Source organism: Bradyrhizobium sp. LeoB3 (assembly GCF_055456055.1).
Window position 1 is genome coordinate 80443 of the sequence record NZ_JBVBEF010000004.1, and the last position, 20796, is coordinate 101238.

At 63.7% G+C, this 20796-nt stretch carries 18 protein-coding genes; 7 read left to right on the plus strand and 11 right to left on the minus strand.

Annotated features, from left to right (window positions below):
* Nucleotides 1–78 precede the first annotated feature (78 nt).
* Nucleotides 79–1308: a cytochrome P450 gene (locus ACZXDY_RS05930; RefSeq protein ID WP_464344838.1), complete on the minus strand. Its 1230-nt coding sequence runs from the start codon at nt 1306–1308 to the stop codon at nt 79–81.
* A gap of 139 nt (nt 1309–1447) precedes the next feature.
* Here ACZXDY_RS05930 and ACZXDY_RS05935 point away from each other — a divergent pair, with 139 nt between their 5' ends.
* Nucleotides 1448–2086: a TetR/AcrR family transcriptional regulator gene (locus ACZXDY_RS05935; protein ID WP_464344839.1), complete on the plus strand. Its 639-nt coding sequence runs from the start codon at nt 1448–1450 to the stop codon at nt 2084–2086.
* A 43-nt stretch (nt 2087–2129) separates the two neighbouring features.
* Here the strand turns inward: ACZXDY_RS05935 and ACZXDY_RS05940 are convergent, their stop codons facing one another.
* From ACZXDY_RS05940 to ACZXDY_RS05960, 5 genes are read right to left on the minus strand one after another with little or no spacing between them, the layout of a single operon-like run.
* The gene (locus ACZXDY_RS05940; RefSeq protein WP_464344840.1) at nt 2130–3440 is read right to left on the minus strand and encodes an MFS transporter; all 1311 of its coding nucleotides are present in this window, start codon (nt 3438–3440) and stop codon (nt 2130–2132) included.
* Entirely contained in the window at nt 3440–4189 is a 750-nt protein-coding gene (locus tag ACZXDY_RS05945; RefSeq protein WP_165435612.1) for an ABC transporter ATP-binding protein, read from the minus strand. The genes ACZXDY_RS05940 and ACZXDY_RS05945 overlap by 1 nt, the downstream gene beginning before the upstream one ends.
* Nucleotides 4170–5969 carry a branched-chain amino acid ABC transporter ATP-binding protein/permease gene (locus tag ACZXDY_RS05950; protein ID WP_464344841.1) on the minus strand — a complete coding sequence of 600 codons (1800 nt, stop codon included), beginning with the start codon at nt 5967–5969 and terminating at the stop codon, nt 4170–4172. The genes ACZXDY_RS05945 and ACZXDY_RS05950 overlap by 20 nt, the downstream gene beginning before the upstream one ends.
* A complete protein-coding gene (locus ACZXDY_RS05955; RefSeq protein ID WP_035689052.1) occupies nt 5969–6826 on the minus strand; it encodes a branched-chain amino acid ABC transporter permease in 858 nt (285 codons plus the stop codon). The genes ACZXDY_RS05950 and ACZXDY_RS05955 overlap by 1 nt, the downstream gene beginning before the upstream one ends.
* Before the next feature lie 23 nt (nt 6827–6849).
* Nucleotides 6850–8046 (minus strand): ABC transporter substrate-binding protein, encoded by a 1197-nt coding sequence (locus ACZXDY_RS05960; protein ID WP_245287164.1) that lies wholly within the window; start codon nt 8044–8046, stop codon nt 6850–6852.
* Between the two features lie 294 nt (nt 8047–8340).
* Here ACZXDY_RS05960 and ACZXDY_RS05965 point away from each other — a divergent pair, with 294 nt between their 5' ends.
* Together ACZXDY_RS05965 and ACZXDY_RS05970 are read left to right on the plus strand one after the other, a co-directional pair.
* Nucleotides 8341–9072: a cytochrome c biogenesis CcdA family protein gene (locus ACZXDY_RS05965; RefSeq protein WP_130230768.1), complete on the plus strand. Its 732-nt coding sequence runs from the start codon at nt 8341–8343 to the stop codon at nt 9070–9072.
* Nucleotides 9073–9166: 94 nt separating this feature from the next.
* Nucleotides 9167–10855, plus strand: a complete 1689-nt coding sequence (locus tag ACZXDY_RS05970; RefSeq protein ID WP_464344842.1) for a SulP family inorganic anion transporter — start codon at nt 9167–9169, stop codon at nt 10853–10855.
* Nucleotides 10856–11061: 206 nt separating this feature from the next.
* Here ACZXDY_RS05970 and ACZXDY_RS05975 read toward each other — a convergent pair whose 3' ends face one another.
* Nucleotides 11062–12477: an FAD-binding oxidoreductase gene (locus ACZXDY_RS05975; RefSeq protein WP_464344843.1), complete on the minus strand. Its 1416-nt coding sequence runs from the start codon at nt 12475–12477 to the stop codon at nt 11062–11064.
* Nucleotides 12478–12563: 86 nt separating this feature from the next.
* Here ACZXDY_RS05975 and ACZXDY_RS05980 point away from each other — a divergent pair, with 86 nt between their 5' ends.
* Nucleotides 12564–13076, plus strand: a complete 513-nt coding sequence (locus ACZXDY_RS05980; RefSeq protein WP_051397288.1) for a thioesterase family protein — start codon at nt 12564–12566, stop codon at nt 13074–13076.
* 10 nt (nt 13077–13086) lie between these two features.
* On the opposite strand, the gene ACZXDY_RS05985 is transcribed toward ACZXDY_RS05980, so the two are convergent.
* From ACZXDY_RS05985 to ACZXDY_RS06000, 4 genes are all read right to left on the minus strand, one after another.
* Nucleotides 13087–13260 carry a DUF1328 domain-containing protein gene (locus ACZXDY_RS05985; RefSeq protein ID WP_027578166.1) on the minus strand — a complete coding sequence of 58 codons (174 nt, stop codon included), beginning with the start codon at nt 13258–13260 and terminating at the stop codon, nt 13087–13089.
* Nucleotides 13261–13434: 174 nt separating this feature from the next.
* Complete coding sequence (locus ACZXDY_RS05990) at nt 13435–14820, minus strand: phospholipase D-like domain-containing protein (protein WP_464344844.1); 1386 nt, start codon at nt 14818–14820, stop codon at nt 13435–13437.
* Nucleotides 14821–14844: 24 nt separating this feature from the next.
* Nucleotides 14845–15090 (minus strand): hypothetical protein, encoded by a 246-nt coding sequence (locus ACZXDY_RS05995; RefSeq protein ID WP_464344845.1) that lies wholly within the window; start codon nt 15088–15090, stop codon nt 14845–14847.
* Between the two features lie 27 nt (nt 15091–15117).
* Nucleotides 15118–16104, minus strand: a complete 987-nt coding sequence (locus tag ACZXDY_RS06000) for a chymotrypsin family serine protease (protein ID WP_464344846.1) — start codon at nt 16102–16104, stop codon at nt 15118–15120.
* Between the two features lie 246 nt (nt 16105–16350).
* Between ACZXDY_RS06000 and ACZXDY_RS06005 the strand changes: the two genes are divergently transcribed.
* The 3 genes from ACZXDY_RS06005 to ACZXDY_RS06015 all read left to right on the plus strand — a co-directional run bounded on the left by ACZXDY_RS06005 (nt 16351) and on the right by ACZXDY_RS06015 (nt 20672).
* Nucleotides 16351–18882: an ATP-dependent helicase gene (locus tag ACZXDY_RS06005; protein WP_464344903.1), complete on the plus strand. Its 2532-nt coding sequence runs from the start codon at nt 16351–16353 to the stop codon at nt 18880–18882.
* 108 nt (nt 18883–18990) lie between these two features.
* The gene (locus ACZXDY_RS06010) at nt 18991–19914 is read left to right on the plus strand and encodes an ABC transporter ATP-binding protein (RefSeq protein ID WP_028168845.1); all 924 of its coding nucleotides are present in this window, start codon (nt 18991–18993) and stop codon (nt 19912–19914) included.
* Entirely contained in the window at nt 19911–20672 is a 762-nt protein-coding gene (locus tag ACZXDY_RS06015; RefSeq protein WP_028168846.1) for an ABC transporter permease, read from the plus strand. Before ACZXDY_RS06010 ends, ACZXDY_RS06015 begins: the two co-directional genes overlap by 4 nt.
* Nucleotides 20673–20796 lie beyond the last annotated feature (124 nt).

Genomic DNA, 20796 nt, shown 5'->3' on the forward strand with positions numbered 1-20796 from the left:
AGCAGCCCAGTATATAGAGAGAAGTATGGCGAAGTCACAGCGGTATCGCGCTGCACCCGCTGGCGAGGGTCGAGAAGGTTACCAGCTCGCCGGCAGGCGCCGTAGCCCCCGCAGCACGAAGGTCGGCCGCCACTGTGGATTTTCCGCGTCATCCAGCCGCAGGTCCGGCAGGCGGCGGAGCAGCGTCGAGATCGCGATCTCGGCCTCGATCCGCGCCAATTGGGCGCCGAGACAGAAATGGATGCCGCCGCCGAAGGACAGCGGTTTCACGTTGGGCCTGGTGATATCGAGCCGTTCCGGGCGGTCGGGATAGACAGCCGGATCGTGGTTGGCCGAGCCCAGCAGGCACAGCACGGCTTCGCCCTTGGGTATGCGCTTGCCGCAGAGATCGATGTCCTCCAGAGCCGCGCGCCCGGTCATTTGCACGGAGGAATCATAGCGCAGGAATTCCTCGATCGCGTTGGTGATCAGGCCAGGATTGGCCTTGAGCAGCGCGAGCTGATCGGGATTGCGGTGCAGCGCTAAGAGGCCGTTGCCGATCAGGTTGACGGTCGTCTCGTGCCCGGCCCCGAACAGAAGGATGATGTTGGCGGTCAGCTCTTCGTTGCTGAGCTTGTGGCCATCCTCCTCCGCCTGCACGAGCTGCGTCGTCAGGTCGTCGCCGGGCTGCTTCCGCCGCAGCTCGAAGAGCTGCTGGAAATACATCTCCGACATCTTGGTCCTGGCGTTGCCCTGCTTGATCTCCTCAGGCGACAACGGCACCGGTTCGAGGATGCGCCCGCTGTCGCGCGCGCCGGTATAAAACGTTTCGCGATGCTCCTCGGGGATTCCGAGCATGTCGCAGATCACCGTCACCGGCAGCCGAAACGCAAAGTCCTCGATCAGGTCCATCCTGCCCTGCGGGATGACACGATCGAGCGTCTGATCGACGATCTCCTGAATCCGCGTCCGCATGTCCTCGACCCGGCGCGCCGTGAACGCCTTCACCACAAGGCCGCGCAGACGGGTGTGATCGGGCGGATCCTGCTGCAGCATCATCTGGCTCATGCTGCGGAAGACCGGGTCCTCCATGGCTTTTGGCCCATAGCGGCGTATGGCGCGGCCGGCATAGTCCTTGCCAAAGTGCTTGTCGCGCAACACGAAGCTCACCTCCGCGTGACGGCTCGCGACGAAAGCGCCGAACGGCGTGACGTGCATCGGGTCCTCGGTGCGCAGCCGCTCGTAATGGGGATAGGGATTGCGGATGAATTCCGGCGCCAGGGGATTGAACAGCGGATCGCTGTTCGCCGGCCGAGCTTGCTCGTTCATGGTGACCTCAATCGGTTGCCGCATTGCGACGATTTCACATTGAACGCTACCGGCCGCCGCTTCGTGCGGACCCAAGCGTTTCCCCCCCGAAACTCGATACACTCTTGTATCGAGTTGCATTGTGGCCTAAACAGGGCCGATGTCAAGAGTCAGGACCAGACCGACCAGGGACGACACCTGCGAAAAGCTGTTCGAGGCGGCGGCACGCGTGTTCGAGGAACAGGGGATCGGCGGCGCCAGCATCGAGGCGATCGCGGCCGCCGCCGGTTTCACGCGCGGGGCGTTCTATTCGAACTTCAAGAGCAAGGAAGAGCTCATCATCGCGATGCTCGAGGACCATGTCGAGCAATCGATCCGGCGCAACCTCGACCTGCTTGCTCAACACACCAACCTCGCCGACTTCATCGACGCGTTGAAGCACATGGACCGCACCAGGCAGGATCCGCTCGGCCGCTCGCCGCTTCTGCACATGGAGATGATCCTGTTCGTCGCGCGCGCGGAGAAGCGGCGGCCCGAACTTGCAAAGCGCCTGCGCGCCCGGCGAAAGCTGGTCACCGACATCATCGAGACCGCGCGGAAGGATAGCGGCAGGAACGGCCGGCTGGATGCGGCGTGGACCGCCGCAATCGTGCTGGCGCTCGAGGACGGCTTTCGCCTGCACCGCCTGATCGATCCGGAGACCACGCCGGCCGACAGCTTCCTGCGCGCGATCGGCGACCTGCAGCGCACGATCGGGAGCGCCGACCGCGGCGTAGCTGTAGCCCGGGTGGAGCGCTAGCGTAACCCGGGACCCTGCGTCAGCGCTTGCAAGCGGCCCCGGGTTACGCTGACGCTTCACCCGGGCTACGGCTCTGCAACGTGTGCAAACGCCCCGCGACCGCGCGGACTTTTCCCGGTGCGGCCTGCCAGATCGCGAAGGCGGACAACGCGCTCACGGCAATGCTGATCGCAAAGGCCGCCGTGTAGCTGCCGGTGAGATCATACAACAGCCCCGTCGCCCACGGGCCGGCGGCGCCCCCCGCAAGCGCGGCCAGCATGATGGTGCCGAAGATGCTGCCGTAATGCCTGCCCTGGAAGATCTCCACCACGACCGGCCCCATCACCGAGGTCAGGCCGTAGCCGAGCGCGCCTTGCGTGAACACCATCAGATAGACCAGCGGCAATAGCGGCGCATATTTCAGTGCGACCAGGCACGCAAAGCAGATCGCAAAGCCAGCGCAACTGATCGCCCACACCGTTTCGCGCCCGATACGGTCGGAGAGATGGCCAAGCCAGATCTGGCCGGGAATGCCGAGCAGGCTGACGACGCCAAGCGACCACACGGCGACATTCGGGCTGAAGCCGATGTCGAGCAGGAATTTGGTCTGATGCACCTGCACCGCGTACCAAATGTAAAGTCCGCAGAAATAGCCGAGCGCAATCCACCAGAAGCGCGCGGTGCGGAGCGCCCGGGACAGCGTCCAATCGGTGCCGGCCCAGACGGGATCGACGATGTTCGACACCGGCTTTGCCGAAGTGGCGGTCGGCGCGGCGTCGCCGTCCGGCAGTAGCCCGATATCTTCAGGGCGTTTTCGCACCAACAGATTGATCGGCGCGAGCACGACCAGCACGAGGATGCCGATCGCCGTGCAGGCAGTGCGCCAGCCGGTGCCCTCGATCATGTGCTGCACCCACGGCAGCAAGGTCACCGAGCCGATGCCGACACCGGCAAAGGCGATCCCGATCGCGAGACCGCGACGGCGGATGAACCAGTTCGGCAGAAAGAATGATTGACCGGAATAGCCGAGGCAGACGCTCCCCGCGCCGACGAGAACGCCGATGCTGAGATAGAGATGCCAGGGCTGCGTCGTCAGCGGTGCCAGCAGGAACCCCGCGCCCATCAGCACAACGCCGAGCTCCATCACCGCGCGCGGGCCGGCGCGATCCATCAGGCGGCCGATCAACGGACTGGCGATGCCGGAGGCCACGAAGCCGAACGAGAACGCGCCGGCGGTGACGCCGCGATCCCAGCCGAACTCGCTGAGAACAGGCGGATAGAACAGCGAGAACGCAGTGCGCGCATTGACGCCGATCGCCATGGTGACGAAGGTCACCGCGATGATGATCCAGCCGTAGAAGAAGGGAAGCCGCATCAAGGGGTCACCAGCGCGTGGCTCTCATGGCCGAAATAGGCGCGCTCCAGCCGCTGCGCCAGATTGCTTTCCTCGGTCGATGCTTCCAGCACGATATTCCCCTGCACCAGGGCGTAGACGCGGTCCGCCGTGGCCAGCGCCTTCTCCAGCAATTGCTCGACCAGCAATACCGCGGTGCCCTGTGCGCGCAAGCGGCCGATGACGTTGAGGACCCGATCGACCAGCACCGGCGACAGGCCGGCCGAGGGCTCGTCGAGCATCAACAGCCGCGGGCGGCGTACCAGGCCTTGCGCGACGGTGAGCATCTGCTGTTGCCCGCCCGACAGCGCGCCGCCGCGCTCGTGACGCTTCTCGGCGATCTCGGGGAAATACGCCAGCGCTTCCTCGACGCGCTGCGCACGCTCGGCGCGCGGCACGTCGTAGCCGGCAAGCAGCAGATTGTCGGTGACGGAGATTTGCGTGAACACACGGTGGCCCTCGATCACATGGACGAGGCCGGCGCGCGCGGCATCCCGCGGCGTCGCATTGGTCATGTCGCGGCCGTCGAAGCGCACCTGTCCCGCGGTCACGGGCAGCAATCCGGACAGCGCGCGCAGCATCGTGGTCTTGCCGGCGCCGTTGGGTCCGAGCAGCGCCACCACCTCGCCGGCGGCGACCTGGAAATCGATGCCATGAAGCACGCGGATTTTGCCGTAACCGGATTCCAGCGCGGTCACGGAGAGCAGAGGTTCAGCCGCCGAGGTACGCACTGACCACCTCCTTGTGAACGCGGATCTCGGCCGGCGTGCCCGCCGCCAGCGTGCGGCCGAGATTGAGCACGGTGACCTGGTGGCAGATGTCGAAGATGAGATCGGCGTGGTGTTCCACCAGCAACACACCGGTGCCGCGCGCGCTGATCGCCTTGATCAACGAAGCCAGCCGCTCAATCTCGTCATTGGAGAGGCCCGCCGCGGGCTCGTCTAGCAGCAGGAAATCGGGATCGAGCATCAAGGCACGCGCGATCTCGATGAAGCGGAGTTCGCTGTGCTGCAGGCGGTCGGCGCGCACCTCCGCCAGCGTCTCCAGCCCGACCACGCCGAGCAGCGCCCGCGCCTTCGCCGCGAGCATCCGCTCGTCCTCGCGATTGCGCGGGGCCGACAGCATCGCCTCGACGAAGGTCGCCCTGCCCTCCACCGAGCCGCCGATCATCACGTTCTCCAGCACCGAGGCCTCGCCGATCACGCGCGGGGTCTGGAACGTCCGCGCAATGCCGCAAGCTGCGCGCAATGCCGGCTGGCCCGGCGGCAGCATGTCATCGCCCAGCGTCATCGTGCCGGCCTTGGCGGCGTAATAGCCGGAGATGACGTTGAGCGTCGTGGTCTTGCCGCTGCCGTTCGGGCCGATCAGACCGTGGATCTCGCCTGGCGCTACGTCGAGGTCGAGCCCGTCGATCGCCTTCACATTGCCGAAGCTCAGCGCGATGTCGCGCAGCTTCAGGTGCTTGCCGCCGCTGCGGCGGCGGACGATGTCGGCGAGAACGGCCGGACGCGGCACGATGGCGCGGTTGCTGGCGAGCGGACGTCGGTTGCGGAAGTCGAGCAGCGCCGCGATGCCGCCGGGCATCACCAGCACGATCACGAGCAGCAGCACGGCGTACAGGAATGTCGACCATGCCGCCAGCGGCGCGGCAATCTCGGGCAGGATGGTCAGGATGATGGTGCCGAGCATCGGCCCCAGGATCGAGCCGCGGCCGCCGATCAGGATCGCGATGAAGAACAGGACCGACAGGTCGAAGGTGAAGGCATCGGGCGTGATGTAGGTCTGCAGCGTCGCGAACAATCCGCCGGCGATCGCGGCCAGCGCGCCCGCAAACAGGAAGATCGCAATCAGCATCTTCGGCTTGGAGATGCCGGTCGCTTCCGCCGCCACCTCGGCATCGCGCACCGCGATCAGGGCGCGGCCGAATCGGCTGCGGGCGATGTTGGCGCTCATCCAGGTGGCGACCGCCGCGAACGCGACGCAGAGTGCGTAGAAGCCCCACGGCGTATCGAACGGCGCCGGGAATTCCGGACCGGCGATGCCGATGCCGCCGCCGGTCACGCTCTGCCAGGCCAGCGCGATCTGCGTCACGATGGTGGCGAAACCGAGCGTCGACATCGCGAAATAGAAGGTGCGCAGGCGCAGCGCCGGCAATCCGACGATCACGCCGAACAGCGCACCGACGCAGCCGGCAATCGGCAGCGCGAGGAAAACCGGCACTGCCGGCGTGACATTGCCGGCGACGAGCACGCTCGTCGTGTAGGCACCTAGCGTCAATAGCGCGACATAGCCGATCGCAAGATGGCCCGCGAAGCCGACCACGAGGTTGAGGCCGGAGACCAGCACCCAATAGATCGCCATGCGCGTGCCGATCAGCGCCCAATAGTCGTTGCTGACGAACGGCAGCAGCAATGCGAGCGCGAGGATGCCGAGGAACGGCGCGACGTGCGGCAAGGCGGCGCGCCAGGCGCCGCTTTCAGTTTGGGCAGAGGTTGCAGTGACAGCCGTCATCACACCCTCCGCGCCGTGGTTCCGCCGAACAGGCCTTGGGGCGCCGCCAAGAGGACCACGATGAACAGAGTGAACACGGCAACGGAAGAGAAGATGCCGCCGACCAGGAAATTCGCCGCCTGCTGGAACAGGCCGAGCGCGAGCCCGCCGAAAATGGCGCCGCGGTTGTTGCCGAGGCCGCCGAGCGCCACCGGCACGAAGCCGTAGAAATTGAGCAGCGCGCCATTGGCGAAGAACGCCAGCAGAAGCTGGCCGCCGGAGAAACCGGCGATGCCGCCGATCACGCCAGCGAGCGCATAGCTCGCGACCCGCAGGTTGCGCTCGGGAAGACCGAGCGCGCGCGCAGCGAAATTATCCTCCGCGATCGCGACGAAGGCGCGGCCGACCAGCGTGCGGCGGTAGAGATATTCCAGCGCCACGATCGTCACCGCGCAGGCAACCACCGGCAGCCAGAACTTCTCGTCCCAGACGCCGCTGCCGAGCCCGATCACGCGCGGGAACGGCTGCGGCTCGGTGCCCCATTTGATCGCCGCGACCTGCTGGATCATCAAGGCCAGCGCCAGCGTCGAAAGCACGTAGAGATGCTGGTCGAGACTCTTCAGAACCGGCCGCACCGCGACGAATTCGGTGATGATGCCGACGATCGCGCACGCGGCCAGCGTCAGCACGAAGCCCACGATGATGGGCATGCCCATCTTCAAGGTGAACATCGAGCCGAGCACGCCGCCCAGCATGGCAAGCTGGCCTGCGGTGAAACTCATCACCCGCGAGGTCGAGAACATCGTGTTGTAGGTGACGCCGACGAGCGCGTAGATCGCGCCCGCCGCGAGACCGGATGCGAGGATCGAGGCGAGCATCGGATGCACCCTCTGCCGCCGGCCTATGTATAGCCCGGCGCGAGCGCGAACGTCCCGTTCTTGGCGGTAGAGGCCTCCGACATCACGATCTCTTCGGTCGGATAGCCGTTATGCTGCGTCGGCGTGAAGGTGTAGGTGCCGAAATAGCCGGGATATTTCGACAGCGTGTTCCAGTATTTGATGAGTCCGGCGCTTTCGGTCGAACCGCTCTCGGCAACCGCCTTGGCGATCAGCTCGATCGCGTCGATGCCACCAGCGACCCACCACAACAGCGTGTCGTTGAGCGCAATATTCGCCTTGGCCAGGCGCGCCACCAACTCCTCACTCTTTGGCGGCAGCTTGCCGGCTGCATCGTAGCTGCAGCTCTTGTAACCGACCGCGTAAACCTTCTTCCAGTTCTCCGGCTTCTCGACGAGGCCGGCGAGCTCTCCCGAGGCGAGCGAGGGATGGCCGACGAACGGCACGTCCCAGCCCATGGCGGCACGGGTGTTGAACATCCGCGCCTCCATGCCGGTGGTGACGCTCCAGACCACGATGGCCTCGGAGCCCGCATTCTTGGCGCGCAGCATGTCCGGCGTCATGTCCGGCTGGGTCGCATCGATATTGGCCTGGTAGACGACGTCGGCGCCGTCCTTCTTGAACGCCGCCACCGAGGCGCCGACGGCGGTCACGCCATAGCCCGTGGTATCGCCGATGACGGCAACTTTCTTCACTTTCAGCACGTTGAGGCAGTAGTTGCGGACGGCGTCGTCCCACTGGCTGTTGGACGGCGCCATGCGGAAAGCGTTCGGATATTTGGTGGTGTCGATCAGGGTTTCGACCACGCAAGGATGAATGTCCGGAATCTTCGCTCGCGCCATGATCGGCGTGGTGGCGAGCGCTTCGCCGGAATTGACCGGCCCCCAGATGGCGTGGACCTTGGCCTGGCTGATCAATTCCTGCGTCGCGTTCACCGCCTTGGTCGGATCACCCTGCGTGTCGCGCATGACGAGCTCGATCTTGCGGCCCTTGACACCGCCACCCGCATTGATGCTGTCCACCGCAAAGTTGATGCCGCGGTTGAAACCGACGGTCGGCGCGGAACTCGGGCCGGTGATCGCCGCGAGGCACCCGATTTTGATCGGCTCGGATTGGGCAATGGCAGGCTTCGGGAATGAAAATGATGCGGCGCCCAAGGCGCCGGCGCTTCCCAACAGCAGGTTGCGGCGTGAAACAGCCATGTGATGCTCCCGTTCGTTTCCTTTTTGCGGCGCCCATCTCTGAATCGCAGGCGTCCGCATGATTTTTATTTCCCGGCTGACGGCCGAGGCTTGTCGCGGCATTGAAGTTTGAGCCTGACGACACCGGCTTGTCCAGCGTTTATCCCGTAGAATTGCGGAGACGATTCGCGAACATTGCCCGGACACGGGCCTGTGACCGATCTCTTGGGCTTTGAGCGCATGAAATCTCTGGAAACTTGTCGCCGTCCACGTCAATAGGTTGCCACGCCAGATGTCGCTCTCGAAGGTCAGTTGATGCACGATGTCTCGATCCCGGCAGCCTTGATCGCCGGACTAGTCAGTTTCCTGTCGCCCTGCGTGCTGCCGCTGGTGCCGCCCTATCTGGTGTATCTGACAGGCGCGACCATCGAGCATGTCGCCCATGACGAGAGCATGAAGGCCTCGAGGCGCGCGGTGATGTCGGCGGCCTTGATGTTCGTGCTCGGCTTCTCCACCGTGTTCGTCGCGCTCGGCGCCAGCGCCTCCCTGATCGGCGGGCTGGTCCGCGCCTGGTCTGCGCAGCTCTCCATCGTCGCCGGCATCGTCATCATTGTGATGGGGCTGCACTTCCTCGGGCTGACGCGGATCGGGATCTTGATGCGCGAGGGGCGGATGAGCATGCCGAAACCGGTCGGGCTGTGGGGCGCCTATGTGATGGGGCTCGCCTTTGCCTTCGGCTGGACGCCCTGCATCGGCCCAATCCTCGCCGCCATCCTTTCGGTCGCAGCAGCCGAGGCGACCGTGACCAAGGGCGCCATGCTGCTTGCGATCTATTCCGCCGGGCTCGGCATCCCCTTCCTGCTCGCGGCATTTGCGGTCGAACAGTTCTCGTCACTGTTCACGCGGATGAAACGGCATCTGCGGACGGTCGAGCATGTCATGGGCGTGCTGATGATCATCACCGGCATCGGCTTTCTCACCGGTGCCGTCACCAATGTCAGCATCTGGCTGCTCGAGACGTTTCCGGCGCTGCAGAATATCGGCTGAGGCTTGTGCCAGCGCCAAAGCAAGGCTGGCCTTTGGCATCACGATGTCGAATAGTGGGCGGCCCTTACGCTAGCGCTGATCGCACCGAGGACCGATGGCCGAGGACACGCCCGGGACAGCAGGCCGCTCCTGGCCGATCTTCCGCTCGCTGGCCGCGTTCCGGCCGGGCGATTTGCCCGGCGACCTTATCGCGGGCCTGACACTGGCCGCGATCGCGATACCGGAGCAGATGGCGACTGCGCGCCTTGGCGGCTTCACCCCCCAGATCGGCTTTTTCGCCTTCATGGCAGGTTCGCTCGGTTTTGCCATGCTGGGCAGCAACCGTCTTCTGTCGTGCGGCGCCGACTCCACGATCACGCCGATCTTCGCCGGCGGGCTTGCGCTGATGGCAGCCGCCGGCTCCCAGGAGAATCTCGCGCTTGCCGCGGCCCTGGCGCTGATGGTCGGAGCGATCCTGGTCGTCGGTAGCCTGTTTCGCCTCGGCTGGATTGCAAATCTGCTGTCGACCCCGGTCACCGTCGGCTTTCTTGCCGGCATCTCCATCCACATCATGGTTTCGCAACTCCCCGTCGTGCTCGGCGCGCCGCCACCGAAAGGACCGATGCTCGAGCGGATCGCCGAGATTGCGGAGCATCTTCCTGCCGCCAATCTCTACAGCGTCAGCATCGGGCTTTTCGTGCTGGCCTTTGTTGCCGGATCCGAGGCCATCAGCGCCAAGATTCCCGGCGCACTCGTCGCGCTGGTGGCGGCGACCGCTGCGGTGATCTGGGGCGGATTGGAGAGCAAGGGGGTCAGCGTGGTCGGCACCGTACCGGGCACGCTGCCGATGCCATCGTTTCCTGAAATCTCGCCGGAACGATGGGTCAAGTTGTTGCCATTGGCTCTCCTGATCGCAATGGTCGTGATGGTGCAGACCGCGGCGACGACGCGGGCATTTCCTTCCGATCCGGACCAGCCTGCCGATGTCGATCGCGATTTTCTCGGCGCCGGGGCCGGCAGCCTTCTTGCAGGCCTGTTCGGTGCCTTTCCGGTGGACGCGAGCCCGCCGCGAACCGGCATCGTGGCCGCGACCGGCGGACGCACGCAGCTATCGGGACTGTTCGCCGCATCGATCGTGCTGGCGCTGCTGGCGTTCGGAGCGGCGCTGCTCCATCACGTTCCGGAGGCTGCGCTGGGCGGCGTCCTTCTTTTCGTGGCGTTGCGCATCATTCGCTTCAGGCAGATTGAAGCGATCTTTCACCAGTCGGTCGGCGAGTTTCTGCTTGTGGTGGCAACGGCAGCTTCGATCATCATCCTGCCGATCGAGCAAGGCGTCGCCGTCGGCATCGCGCTCTCGCTGCTCCATGGCATCTGGAGCACGACGCAGGCGCGGCTCGTCGTGTTCGACCGCGTACCGGACACCACGATCTGGTGGCCGGCCAATCCTAGCATCAAAGGCGAGCGCGACCCGAAAGTTGCCGTGGTCGGCCTGCAGGCGCCGCTGTCGTTTCTCAATGCCTCGAGCTTTCGTGCCGATGCGCTGAAGGTCATCAGGACGGCGACACCGAAGCCAGCACTGCTGGTGATCGAAGCCAGCGGCATCGTGGAGATCGATTTCACCGCCGCACAAACGCTGCTCGCGCTGTTCCGTGAATGCAGCGAGCAAGGCGTGACCGTTGCGATCGCTCGCCTCGAATCGACCCGCGCCCAACAGGCATTTGAGCGCTTCGGCCTCTATCGCACGCTGCCGCAGAACCACGTCTTCCATAGCGTCGCCGAGGCCGTTCGCGCGCTGGCAGGCTAGAGCGCGATGTCATTTGGTTGAATCGGCTTGGCCGCAAGTTCACCTCTCCCGAAGGGAGAGGTCGCGCCGGAGGCGCGGGTGAGGGGTTACGGTCCCTCGATAGAGCAGATCCCCTCACCCGGCGCTACGCGCCGACCTCTCCCTATGGGAGAGGTGAGAAGAGGCAGCGCCCATGGGAACACAATTCGACCTTATCTCATCACGCTCTAGGCCGGCACGATCTTGCCTGGATTGAAGATGTTCAGCGGATCGAGCGCCTTCTTCAGCGCCCGCATGGCGTCGATCGCCTCGGGCCCAAGCTCGGCTTCGAGATATTTCTGCTTGCCCTGCCCGATACCGTGCTCGCCGGTGCAGGTGCCACCCATCGCCTGCGCGCGCTCGACGAGGCGATGCATGAATTCCTCGCCGCGCGCCATCTCCTCGGCATTGTCGACGTCGCAGACCAGCGAACAGTGGAAATTGCCATCGCCGACATGACCGACGATCGGCGAGAGCAGATTGAGCCGCTTCAGATCCTCTTCGGTTTCGGTGACGCAATCGGCCAATCGCGAGATCGGCACGCAGACATCGGTCGCGACCACGCCTGAGCCGGGCCGCAGCGCCTTCACCGACCAATAGGCGTCATGCCGCGCCTGCCAGAGCTTTGTGCGGTCCTCCGGCCTGGTGGTCCAGGTGAAACCCAGCCCGCCGCATTCGGAGGCGATCTCCTTGAAGTTCTTCGATTGCTCGGCGACCTCGGCCTCGCTGCCGTGGAACTCGAGCAGCAACAGCGGCGTCTCCGGCAACGTCAGTTTCGAATAGGCGTTGCACGCCTTCACCTGCGCGGCGTTGAGCAGTTCGATGCGGGCGACCGGAATGCCGGTCTGGATCGCCAGGATCGTCGCCTGGCAGGCGCCGCGCACGGTCTCGAACGAACATGCGGCCGCCGCGATCGTCTCGGGAATGCCGCGCAATTTGATCGTAAGCTCGGAGATGATGCCGAGCGTGCCCTCGGCACCGACGAACAGGTGCGTCAGGTCATAGCCGGCGGAGGATTTCTTCGCCCGCGTGCCGGTCGTGATGATCTCGCCGTCGCCGCGCACGACCTTCAGCGCCAGCACGTTCTCCCGCATCGTGCCGTAACGCACCGCGTTGGTGCCGGAGGCGCGCGTCGAGGTCATGCCGCCGAGCGAGGCATCGGCGCCGGGGTCGATCGGGAAGAACAGGCCCTGGTCGCGCAGATGCTCGTTGAGCGCCTTCCGCGTCACGCCGGGCTCGATCACGCAATCGAGGTCTTCGGCGTGCACGGCGAGCACCCGGTTCATGTCGCGCAGATCGATGCAGATGCCGCCGGCCGGCGCATTCACCTGCCCCTCCAGCGAGGTGCCGGTGCCGAAGGCGATCACGGGAACGCGATGTTTGGCGCAGATCCGCACCACATCCTGGACGTCGGCAGTTTCCTGCGCCATCACCACGGCGTCCGGCGGCTGCGGCGGCAGCCATGTCGTGGTGTGGGCGTGCTGGTCGCGCACCGCCTGCGAGGTGATGAGGCGGTTGCCGAAGCGCGCCGCCAGCGCGTCGATCGCGGCCTTGAGGGCCGGCGGCTCCGGACGCGCCGGATTGTTCGAAATCGTAGTCGCCACGTGAAATATCCTCCCGGCTTTAGCCGACCGTGGCAAACGTTATATAACGGGTCAAGACCGCCAATCGAACTAACAGGGATGGAATAATGACGACCATTAATGCCGCCAGGGACATCAAGTTGCCCTCAGCCCCGTTTCTGTCCTCGGTGATGCAGATCGAGCCGCAATGGATCGACTATAATGGCCACCTCAACATGGCCTATTACAACGTGATGTTCGACCGCGCCATCGACGAGATCTGGCTGCAGCTCGGCATCGGCCCCGCCTACAAGAAAGAGCGCCACAGCTCGACCTTTACCGCCGAGTGCCATGTGCGCTATTTGCGCGAGGTCCATCTCGGCGATCCCGTCCAAGTGACGGTCTATCTGCTCGCTGCCGACGACAAGCGGCTGCACACCTTCGAGGAGCTGCGCCACGCGACCGAAGGCTGGCTGTCAGCTACCTCCGAAAACATGTCGCTGCATATCGACATGAACTCGCGCAAGGTCGCCCCGTTTCCATCCGATATCCGCGCCCGCATCAAGGCGATCGCGGATATCCATGCATCCATCCCCCGGCCCGAGGGCATCGGGCGCAGCGTGGCGATGCCCGCACGCTAGGCCGGGCCGCCTAGACCCTGGAGCGGCCACGCACCAGGCCGACCACTGCCGAGATCAGGAACAGGATGATGGCGATGAAGAAGATCGCCTTGGCGATCTCGATGGAGACACCGGCGATGCCGCCGAAGCCCAGGACACCCGCGATCAACGCGATGATCAAGAACGTTACGACCCAGCCTAACATGGCCAAACCCTCTGCTTTCCGTTTCCACCGGCGCGATCGATCATCGCACCAAACTCGAGGAAACAATCCGGCCCCAAAACGAAGGTTCCGGGACGGAAAACAGCGAAATTTGCTGCCGCTCACGGAACAAAACCGCGCTTTGGATGCAGCCGGGTCAGGCCTTCGCTGCTGCTGTCACACCTCCTGATAGTCGGCGGGAGCGACCCTGACGTATCCGCCGGCGCGCAGCGACTCGGGCTCGACGATCTCCTCCGCGGGAGCTGTCGGCGCGTTGCGCGCAGTCTTCCAATCGCTCTCGAATATCTGCGTGAAGTAATCACAGATGCCCGGATGAGAGAGCCACACGCCGGCCTCGCGGTTCTTGGAGACGGCGGAATCGGACCAGTTCTGCGAACTGACCAGGACATCCTGGCCATCGACCAGGATCATCTTGTTATGGCAATGCACGAAGCGGGTCGTATCGATGTATCGTATGTTCTTGCCGGCCACGAGGCCGAACTGCTGCTTTAGCAGCGCCAGGTTTTTCTTCTCGGCGTCGAGATCCTTCTTGCCGAAAACCTTGCCGAGGATGATGCGGATATCGAGCTTCTTGTTCTGCTTTCGCGCGTCCGCAATTGCCGTCAGCAATTTCTGGATGTCGGGCTGCTTGCCACGGACATATTGCTGCTCGATCAGTATCGACTTCTTTGCCGCCCGAAGCTTCCCCGGGATCACCTGCATGTAGTTGTCCGGACTGAGGACCGGCTGAACGGCAAGCGGTTTGGTGAGCTTGAAAGTCTTGCTCGGAAACAGCTTGGCGGGGATCTTCGTCGGCGCCCGCTCGATCATGAAAGCGTTGGCCGCTTCAATGGCCTGAGCCAGCGCTTCCGGTCCCGTCAGCTCGAGATTCATGTCGCTTTCGAGAATGCCGGTGAAGAACTTCGACAGTTTCCTGGAGCGGATCGCCAGGCCGGTATCACGATTGCCGGGCCGGAAGTGCGCCGGATCGCCGCCGTCCTTCACATTGAGGGGTATGCTGTTCTCGCTGTAGTTGCCGCTCTGCACGATGCACCATTCGCCATCGATGACGATCACCTTCTCGTGCGACGAGCTGAAGAAGTGCACCCGATGACTGGCGCACGATGGCGCCGGCACGCCGTCGACCCCGGCATCGTTCAGGTCGTCGAACAGCTCCTGCTCGTCCTTGCTGTCGATATCGAGCATGAGCTTGACCTTGACGCCGCGCGCGAGCGCATCCAGCACGAGCTGCTTGATATACTCGGCCGAAAAGTCATAGATGCCGATCAGGATCGACTTCTTCGCATTGTCAAAGAGCTTCTTGGTCACCGCGAAAGTCGAATCCGGGGAGCAATAGGCGATGATTTCCTGATCGACGTCGACCGCGGGAACCTTGATCTTCTCGTACGCTTCGAGATCGCAGTTGCGCGGAACCATTTCCGGCATGAAGACGTCGGTCCGCACCGGCACCACGCGATCGCCTTCGGCCCGAACGCTCTGCGGTTCGGCAAGAAAGGGCCCACGATGCTTGAGCATCGATTGGCGCAATACGAAGGTCGCCATTTTATCCCCCCATGTTTGCGAGAATCATTCCGGTTTGAAAGGCTCGCTCCTGACGCAGACCAGCGGCACATGGACGTCGCCCTTTTCCGTCGCGACGGTCAGCGCGGGAGGCAGCGTCACGTTGGCTTCCGGAGCGACATGCGCGACGACGACCCAGCCGCGCTTGCCGTGATCCTTCCCCGCCTCCACGCCGATGGCGTGGGCGCCGCATTTCAGCAGCTCGCGACTGTTGAGTTCGCGCGCCTTGTTGGCCTGTTGCTCGTTCGCCATCACCAATCCGCATGGCCGGTCCGCTTCTCATGCTTTCACGAAGCGGAACTTCAGCGCCTTCATGACCTCGGCAATCGGATTAAAGATACTCGCGCTACCCGACCCGGCAAAGTGCAGACCGACGATCTTCTTGCTTGCCTTGTCGACGATGATTGCGCCGGAATCGCCGGGCCTCGAATAATGCGTGCACTTCACCTGGTCCAGGAAGCCGATCTTGCCGACGCCCGGATAGGGCATGACGATCCTGAAGTGGACGTCCTGGACTTCGCCATCGGCATCTTCCGACGTCCGTCCGCGCGTGACGATCTTCATCCCGCGCACCGGATTGGTGGTCGCAAAGGGAGAAGCCGCTCCGCGTATGGAGAAATCTATCTTGTCGAGAAAGTCCTGATCGATCTCGGCGAGAGCCGCATCCACGCGGTTGAGAAAATCGTCACCGGTCTTGAACTTCAGGATAGCGGATAATGTCGCGACGACCTGATCCCTGCCGCCATTGTCGGACTCGCCGGGAAAGACGATCTTGTCGCCGACCTTCCCCAATCCGCTCTTGGCAAGCACGTGGGAATTGCTGAGCACGAACAGCTTCTTCCCCTTCTTGACGATCGCCCCAAGGGTTCCCGTATCCGTCAGATTTCCGATGCTATAGCCGCTGAGCAGCGGCGACCTCTGCTTGTTGACCTGGGGACGAACCCTTCCGATCGCCTGGACATCGGTGAATACTGCCTTGCGGCCCGGCACACTCAGAACGGGAGGGATCATCTTCTGGCTCTTCATCCGGCTCTTGGCGACCTTCTTTTCGACGTAGAAGCAGACGCTCAGTTCGCCAGTGTCTTTCTTCTCGGTGATCTTGTCCGCAATTCCGATACCGACGATGTTGGGATCTTCGAAGATGGTCCGCACACGCTCAACATGCCTTGCCTCGAGCAGCCCCAGGGATTCCGGCCGGGCGCTCTTCTCGCCGCTGACCAGGTTGAGCGCATCAAGCAGTTCCTTCGGAGTATCGTTCCTTGCCATGACGCCTCCCCCAGAGATGCAAGCCAACGAATTCAACAATCTTGAGTTGAGATTCGCATTTTGGCAAGCCTACGCGCCCGCCAGTCAATCGAATCTTGATGAAACTATTGCGATCCCGGCTGGCGTTTTGGCGACGCCCGTGGCACGCCGAAAGCGCGCCTTTTATTGGCCATGCTGCCCTCGCAAATCGGCGGCGCGAATGCCATGTTATCGACTTGAGAATCAAGGACTTCGTTATTGACTGATCTGCGCAAGCCCCTGCCACACGCTCCCGCTCCGGCGGCCTCACCCGTGCCCGGCGGCATTGCCGCGCGCGCCCGTGCGGCTGCAGGCCCGCAATATCTCGCAGGGCTCAATCCGGAGCAGCGCGAGGCAGTGGAGACGCTGGACGGTCCTGTGCTGGTTCTGGCCGGTGCCGGCACTGGCAAGACGCGGGTCTTGACCACCCGCATCGCCCATATCCTGAGCCAGGGCCGCGCGCGGCCGCACGAGATCCTGTCGGTGACCTTCACCAATAAGGCGGCGCGCGAGATGAAGCTGCGGCTCGGCCAGATGCTGGGCCAGGCCGTCGAAGGCATGCCGTGGCTCGGCACCTTCCACTCGATCGCCGGCCGAATCTTGCGCATCCATGCCGAACTGGTGCAGCTCAAATCGAATTTCACCGTGCTCGACGTCGACGACCAGGTGCGGCTGTTGAAGCAACTGCTGCAGGCGGAGAACATCGACGACAAGCGCTGGCCGGCGCGCATGCTGGCCGGACTGATCGACACCTGGAAGAACCGAGGCCTGACGCCGTCGCAGGTGCCAGCCGGCGAAGCCGCGAGCTTCGCCAACGGCAAGGGCGGCAAGCTCTATGCGAGCTATCAGGAGCGGCTGAAGATCCTCAACGCCGCCGATTTCGGCGATCTCTTGCTCGAGAACATCCGCCTGTTCCGCGAGAACCCGGATGTGCTCAGGCAATACCAGAGCCGCTTCAAGTTCATCCTGGTCGACGAATATCAAGACACCAACGTCGCGCAGTATCTTTGGCTGCGGCTGCTCTCGCAGGCGCCATCGCCCCAGTCGTCATTGCCGGGCGTGACCCGGCAATCCATCGCGTCTTCACAAGATGGATCACCGGGTCACGACGCTGCGCGTCGGCCCGGTGATGACGAAGATGCGGCTGCGGCACCCACTTCCCCACCCAAGAACATCTGCTGCGTCGGCGACGACGACCAGTCGATCTACGGCTGGCGTGGTGCCGAGGTCGACAACATCCTGCGCTTCGAGCACGATTTTCCCGGCGCCAAAGTCATTCGGCTCGAGCGCAACTATCGCTCGACCGGCCACATCCTCGCCGCCGCCTCGCATCTGATCGCGCACAATGAAGGCCGGCTCGGCAAGACCCTGCGCACCGAGGACCAGGATGGCGAAAAGGTCACCGTCACCGGTTCCTGGGATTCGGAAGAGGAAGCGCGCGGGATCGGCGAGGAGATCGAGGATCTGCAGCGCGCCGGCGAGAATTTGAACGAGATCGCGATCCTGGTGCGCGCCTCGTTCCAGATGCGCGAGTTCGAAGATCGCTTCGTCACGCTCGGCCTGCAATATCGCGTGATCGGCGGCCCGCGCTTCTATGAGCGTGCCGAAATCCGCGATGCGCTGGCTTACCTGCGCACGATCAACTCGCCGGCCGACGATCTCGCCTTCGAGCGCATCATCAATGTGCCGAAGCGCGGATTAGGCGATGCCACCGTGCAGCTCCTGCACGATCACGCCCGCAAGCGCCGCATTCCGCTGTTCGAGGCCGCGCGCGCCGTGGCGGAGACCGACGAATTGAAACCGAAAGCGCGCGGGAGCTTGCGCGGTGTCGTGCAGCAATTCGACCGCTGGCGGGCGCAGAGCGAGGTGACCTCGCACACGGAGTTGGCCGAGATCGTGCTCGACGAGAGCGGCTACACCGAGATGTGGCAGAAGGACCGCTCGGCGGACGCCGCCGGCAGGCTCGACAATCTCAAGGAGCTCATTCGCTCGATGGAGGAGTTCGAGAACCTGCAAGGCTTCCTCGAGCACATCTCGCTGGTGATGGACCGCGACGGCGAAGCCGGCGACGAAGCGGTGTCGCTGATGACGCTGCACTCAGCGAAGGGCCTGGAGTTCGACAACGTCTTCCTGCCCGGCTGGGAGGAAGGCCTGTTTCCAAGCCAGCGCACGCTCGACGAGCAGGGCCGCGCGGGCCTCGAGGAAGAGCGCCGCCTCGCCCATGTCGGGCTGACGCGTGCCCGGCGCCGCGCGAAAATCTATTTCGCCACCAACCGCCGCATCCACGGCACCTGGTCGACCACGATCCCGTCGCGCTTCCTCGACGAATTGCCGGCGCATAATGTCGAGATCACGGAATCCAAGGGCGGCTCCGGCTGGGGCGGCGCCGGCGGCTACGGCCCCTCGCGCTTCGACAATGTCGAAGCCTTCGGCTCGAGCTACACAACGCCTGGCTGGCAACGCGCCCAGGCCAACCGCGCCCGCAACCAGAACCGCGGCGGCGGCTCGCGCGGCGGATTCGACGAGGAGCAATCGCCCTTCGGCGGCTTCGGCCGCAACAAGCGCGCCCCCGTGGTGATCGAAGGCGAACTGGTCGCGAAATCCACCGGCACGGTTTCGGAATTCTCGCTCGATGACCGCGTGTTCCACCAGAAATTCGGCTACGGCCATGTGGTGAAGATCGACGGCAACAAGCTCACCATCGCCTTCGAGAAGGCGGGCGAGAAAAAGGTGGTCGATAGTTTCGTGGAGCGGGTGTAGCGGATTGCGGAACGGGCCGGGCGTTCCTATGTAGGGCCGGCCCCCCTCCTGCGCGGCCAAGCGCTGCGTCACGCCTTGCCACACTTCCAGATCACATCACCGCCAGCCATGTCGCCGATCATTTCCGTTTCCAATCTTTCGAAGGTCTATGGCTCCGGCTTCAAGGCGCTGAACAACATCAATCTCGATATCCGGCGCGGCGAGATTTTTGCCCTGCTCGGGCCGAACGGCGCCGGCAAGACGACGCTGATCAGCATCATCTGCGGCATCGCCAATCCGAGTGAAGGCAACGTCTCGGTCGACGGCCACGACATCATCAAGTCGTACCGCGCCGCACGCTCGATGATCGGCCTCGTGCCGCAGGAACTGCACACCGATTCCTTCGAATCGGTATGGGCGACCGTGAGCTTCAGCCGCGGCCTGTTCGGCAAACCGAAGAATCCCGCTCATATCGAGAAGGTGCTGAAGGATCTCTCGCTGTGGGAGAAGAAGGATTCCAAGATCATCACGCTGTCGGGCGGCATGAAGCGCCGCGTGATGATCGCAAAGGCGCTGTCGCACGAGCCGCAGATACTGTTCCTTGACGAGCCGACCGCCGGCGTCGACGTCGAGTTGCGCAAGGGCATGTGGGAGGTGGTGCGGACGCTGCGGGATGCCGGCGTCACCATCATCCTGACCACGCACTACATCGAGGAAGCCGAGGAGATGGCCGACCGCATCGGCGTCATCAACAAGGGCGAGATCATCCTGGTCGAGGACAAGGCCAAGCTGATGGAGAAGCTCGGCAGGAAGCAGCTCAAGCTGCATCTGGCGCACAGGATCGATGCCGTTCCGCCGGCGCTTGCGCCCTATCATCTCGTGCTGTCGGAAGGCGGCACCGAGCTGGTCTACGATTACGACACCGCGGGCGAACGCACCGGCATCACCAGCCTGCTCGGCGATCTCCGCAATGCCGGGATCCGTTTCTCCGACCTCGAGACCAGCCAGTCTTCGCTCGAAGACATCTTCGTCAGCCTGGTGAGAGCGCCATGAACTATCGAGCGATCCGCGCAATCTATTTGTTCGAAATGGCGCGCACCTGGCGCACGCTGTTGCAGAGCATCGTCTCGCCTGTGGTGTCGACCTCGCTTTATTTCGTGGTGTTCGGCGCCGCGATCGGCTCGCGCATCACGGAGGTCGAAGGCGTCAGCTACGGCACCTTCATCGTGCCTGGGCTCGTGATGCTGTCGGTGCTGACGCAGAGCATCGCCAATGCATCCTTCGGCATCTATTTCCCGAAATTCGTCGGCACGATCTATGAAATCCTCTCGGCGCCGATCTCCTATTTCGAGATCATCATCGGCTATGTCGGGGCGGCCGCGACCAAATCGATCGTCCTCGGGCTCATCATCATGGCGACGGCTGGATTGTTCGTGCCGCTGCACATCAATCACCCGATCTGGATGCTGACCTTCCTGGTGCTGACTGCCGTCACCTTCAGCCTGTTCGGCTTCATTATCGGCATCTGGGCCGATGGATTCGAGAAGCTGCAGATGATCCCGATGCTGGTTGTGACGCCGCTGACGTTCCTGGGCGGCAGCTTCTATTCCGTGAACATGCTGCCCTCGGGCTGGCGCACCATCACCCTGCTCAACCCCGTGGTCTACCTGATCTCCGGCTTCCGCTGGAGCTTCTATGGGATCGCCGATGTCGGCGTCGGCCTGAGCCTCGGCATGACCCTGGGCTTCCTCGCCACCTGCCTGGCAATCGTCTGGTGGATCTTCAGGACGGGCTACCGGCTCAAACGTTGATCGCCTCGCCGTCATTCCGGGACATGCGAAGCATGAACCCAGAATCCAGAGATTGCGGTGCGAGATTCTCCGATGTGCAAGTGCACATCGCAGTTCGCGCTCACGCGCGCCCCGGAATGACGAT

What these genes read in the sequence shown, in the direction of transcription:
- ACZXDY_RS05935 (WP_464344839.1), top strand. Translation starts at nt 1,448, where the DNA reads ATGTCAAGAGTCAGGACCAGACCGACCAGGGACGACACCTGCGAAAAG.
- ACZXDY_RS05930 (WP_464344838.1), bottom strand. Translation starts at nt 1,308, where the DNA reads ATGAACGAGCAAGCTCGGCCGGCGAACAGCGATCCGCTGTTCAATCCC.
- ACZXDY_RS05965 (WP_130230768.1), top strand. Translation starts at nt 8,341, where the DNA reads ATGCACGATGTCTCGATCCCGGCAGCCTTGATCGCCGGACTAGTCAGT.
- ACZXDY_RS06015 (WP_028168846.1), top strand. Translation starts at nt 19,911, where the DNA reads ATGAACTATCGAGCGATCCGCGCAATCTATTTGTTCGAAATGGCGCGC.
- ACZXDY_RS05950 (WP_464344841.1), bottom strand. Translation starts at nt 5,969, where the DNA reads ATGACGGCTGTCACTGCAACCTCTGCCCAAACTGAAAGCGGCGCCTGG.
- ACZXDY_RS05955 (WP_035689052.1), bottom strand. Translation starts at nt 6,826, where the DNA reads ATGCTCGCCTCGATCCTCGCATCCGGTCTCGCGGCGGGCGCGATCTAC.
- ACZXDY_RS05995 (WP_464344845.1), bottom strand. Translation starts at nt 15,090, where the DNA reads ATGGCGAACGAGCAACAGGCCAACAAGGCGCGCGAACTCAACAGTCGC.
- ACZXDY_RS06010 (WP_028168845.1), top strand. Translation starts at nt 18,991, where the DNA reads ATGTCGCCGATCATTTCCGTTTCCAATCTTTCGAAGGTCTATGGCTCC.
- ACZXDY_RS05970 (WP_464344842.1), top strand. Translation starts at nt 9,167, where the DNA reads ATGGCCGAGGACACGCCCGGGACAGCAGGCCGCTCCTGGCCGATCTTC.
- ACZXDY_RS05990 (WP_464344844.1), bottom strand. Translation starts at nt 14,820, where the DNA reads ATGGCGACCTTCGTATTGCGCCAATCGATGCTCAAGCATCGTGGGCCC.
- ACZXDY_RS05960 (WP_245287164.1), bottom strand. Translation starts at nt 8,046, where the DNA reads ATGGCTGTTTCACGCCGCAACCTGCTGTTGGGAAGCGCCGGCGCCTTG.
- ACZXDY_RS05985 (WP_027578166.1), bottom strand. Translation starts at nt 13,260, where the DNA reads ATGTTAGGCTGGGTCGTAACGTTCTTGATCATCGCGTTGATCGCGGGT.
- ACZXDY_RS05940 (WP_464344840.1), bottom strand. Translation starts at nt 3,440, where the DNA reads ATGCGGCTTCCCTTCTTCTACGGCTGGATCATCATCGCGGTGACCTTC.
- ACZXDY_RS05980 (WP_051397288.1), top strand. Translation starts at nt 12,564, where the DNA reads ATGACGACCATTAATGCCGCCAGGGACATCAAGTTGCCCTCAGCCCCG.
- ACZXDY_RS06000 (WP_464344846.1), bottom strand. Translation starts at nt 16,104, where the DNA reads ATGGCAAGGAACGATACTCCGAAGGAACTGCTTGATGCGCTCAACCTG.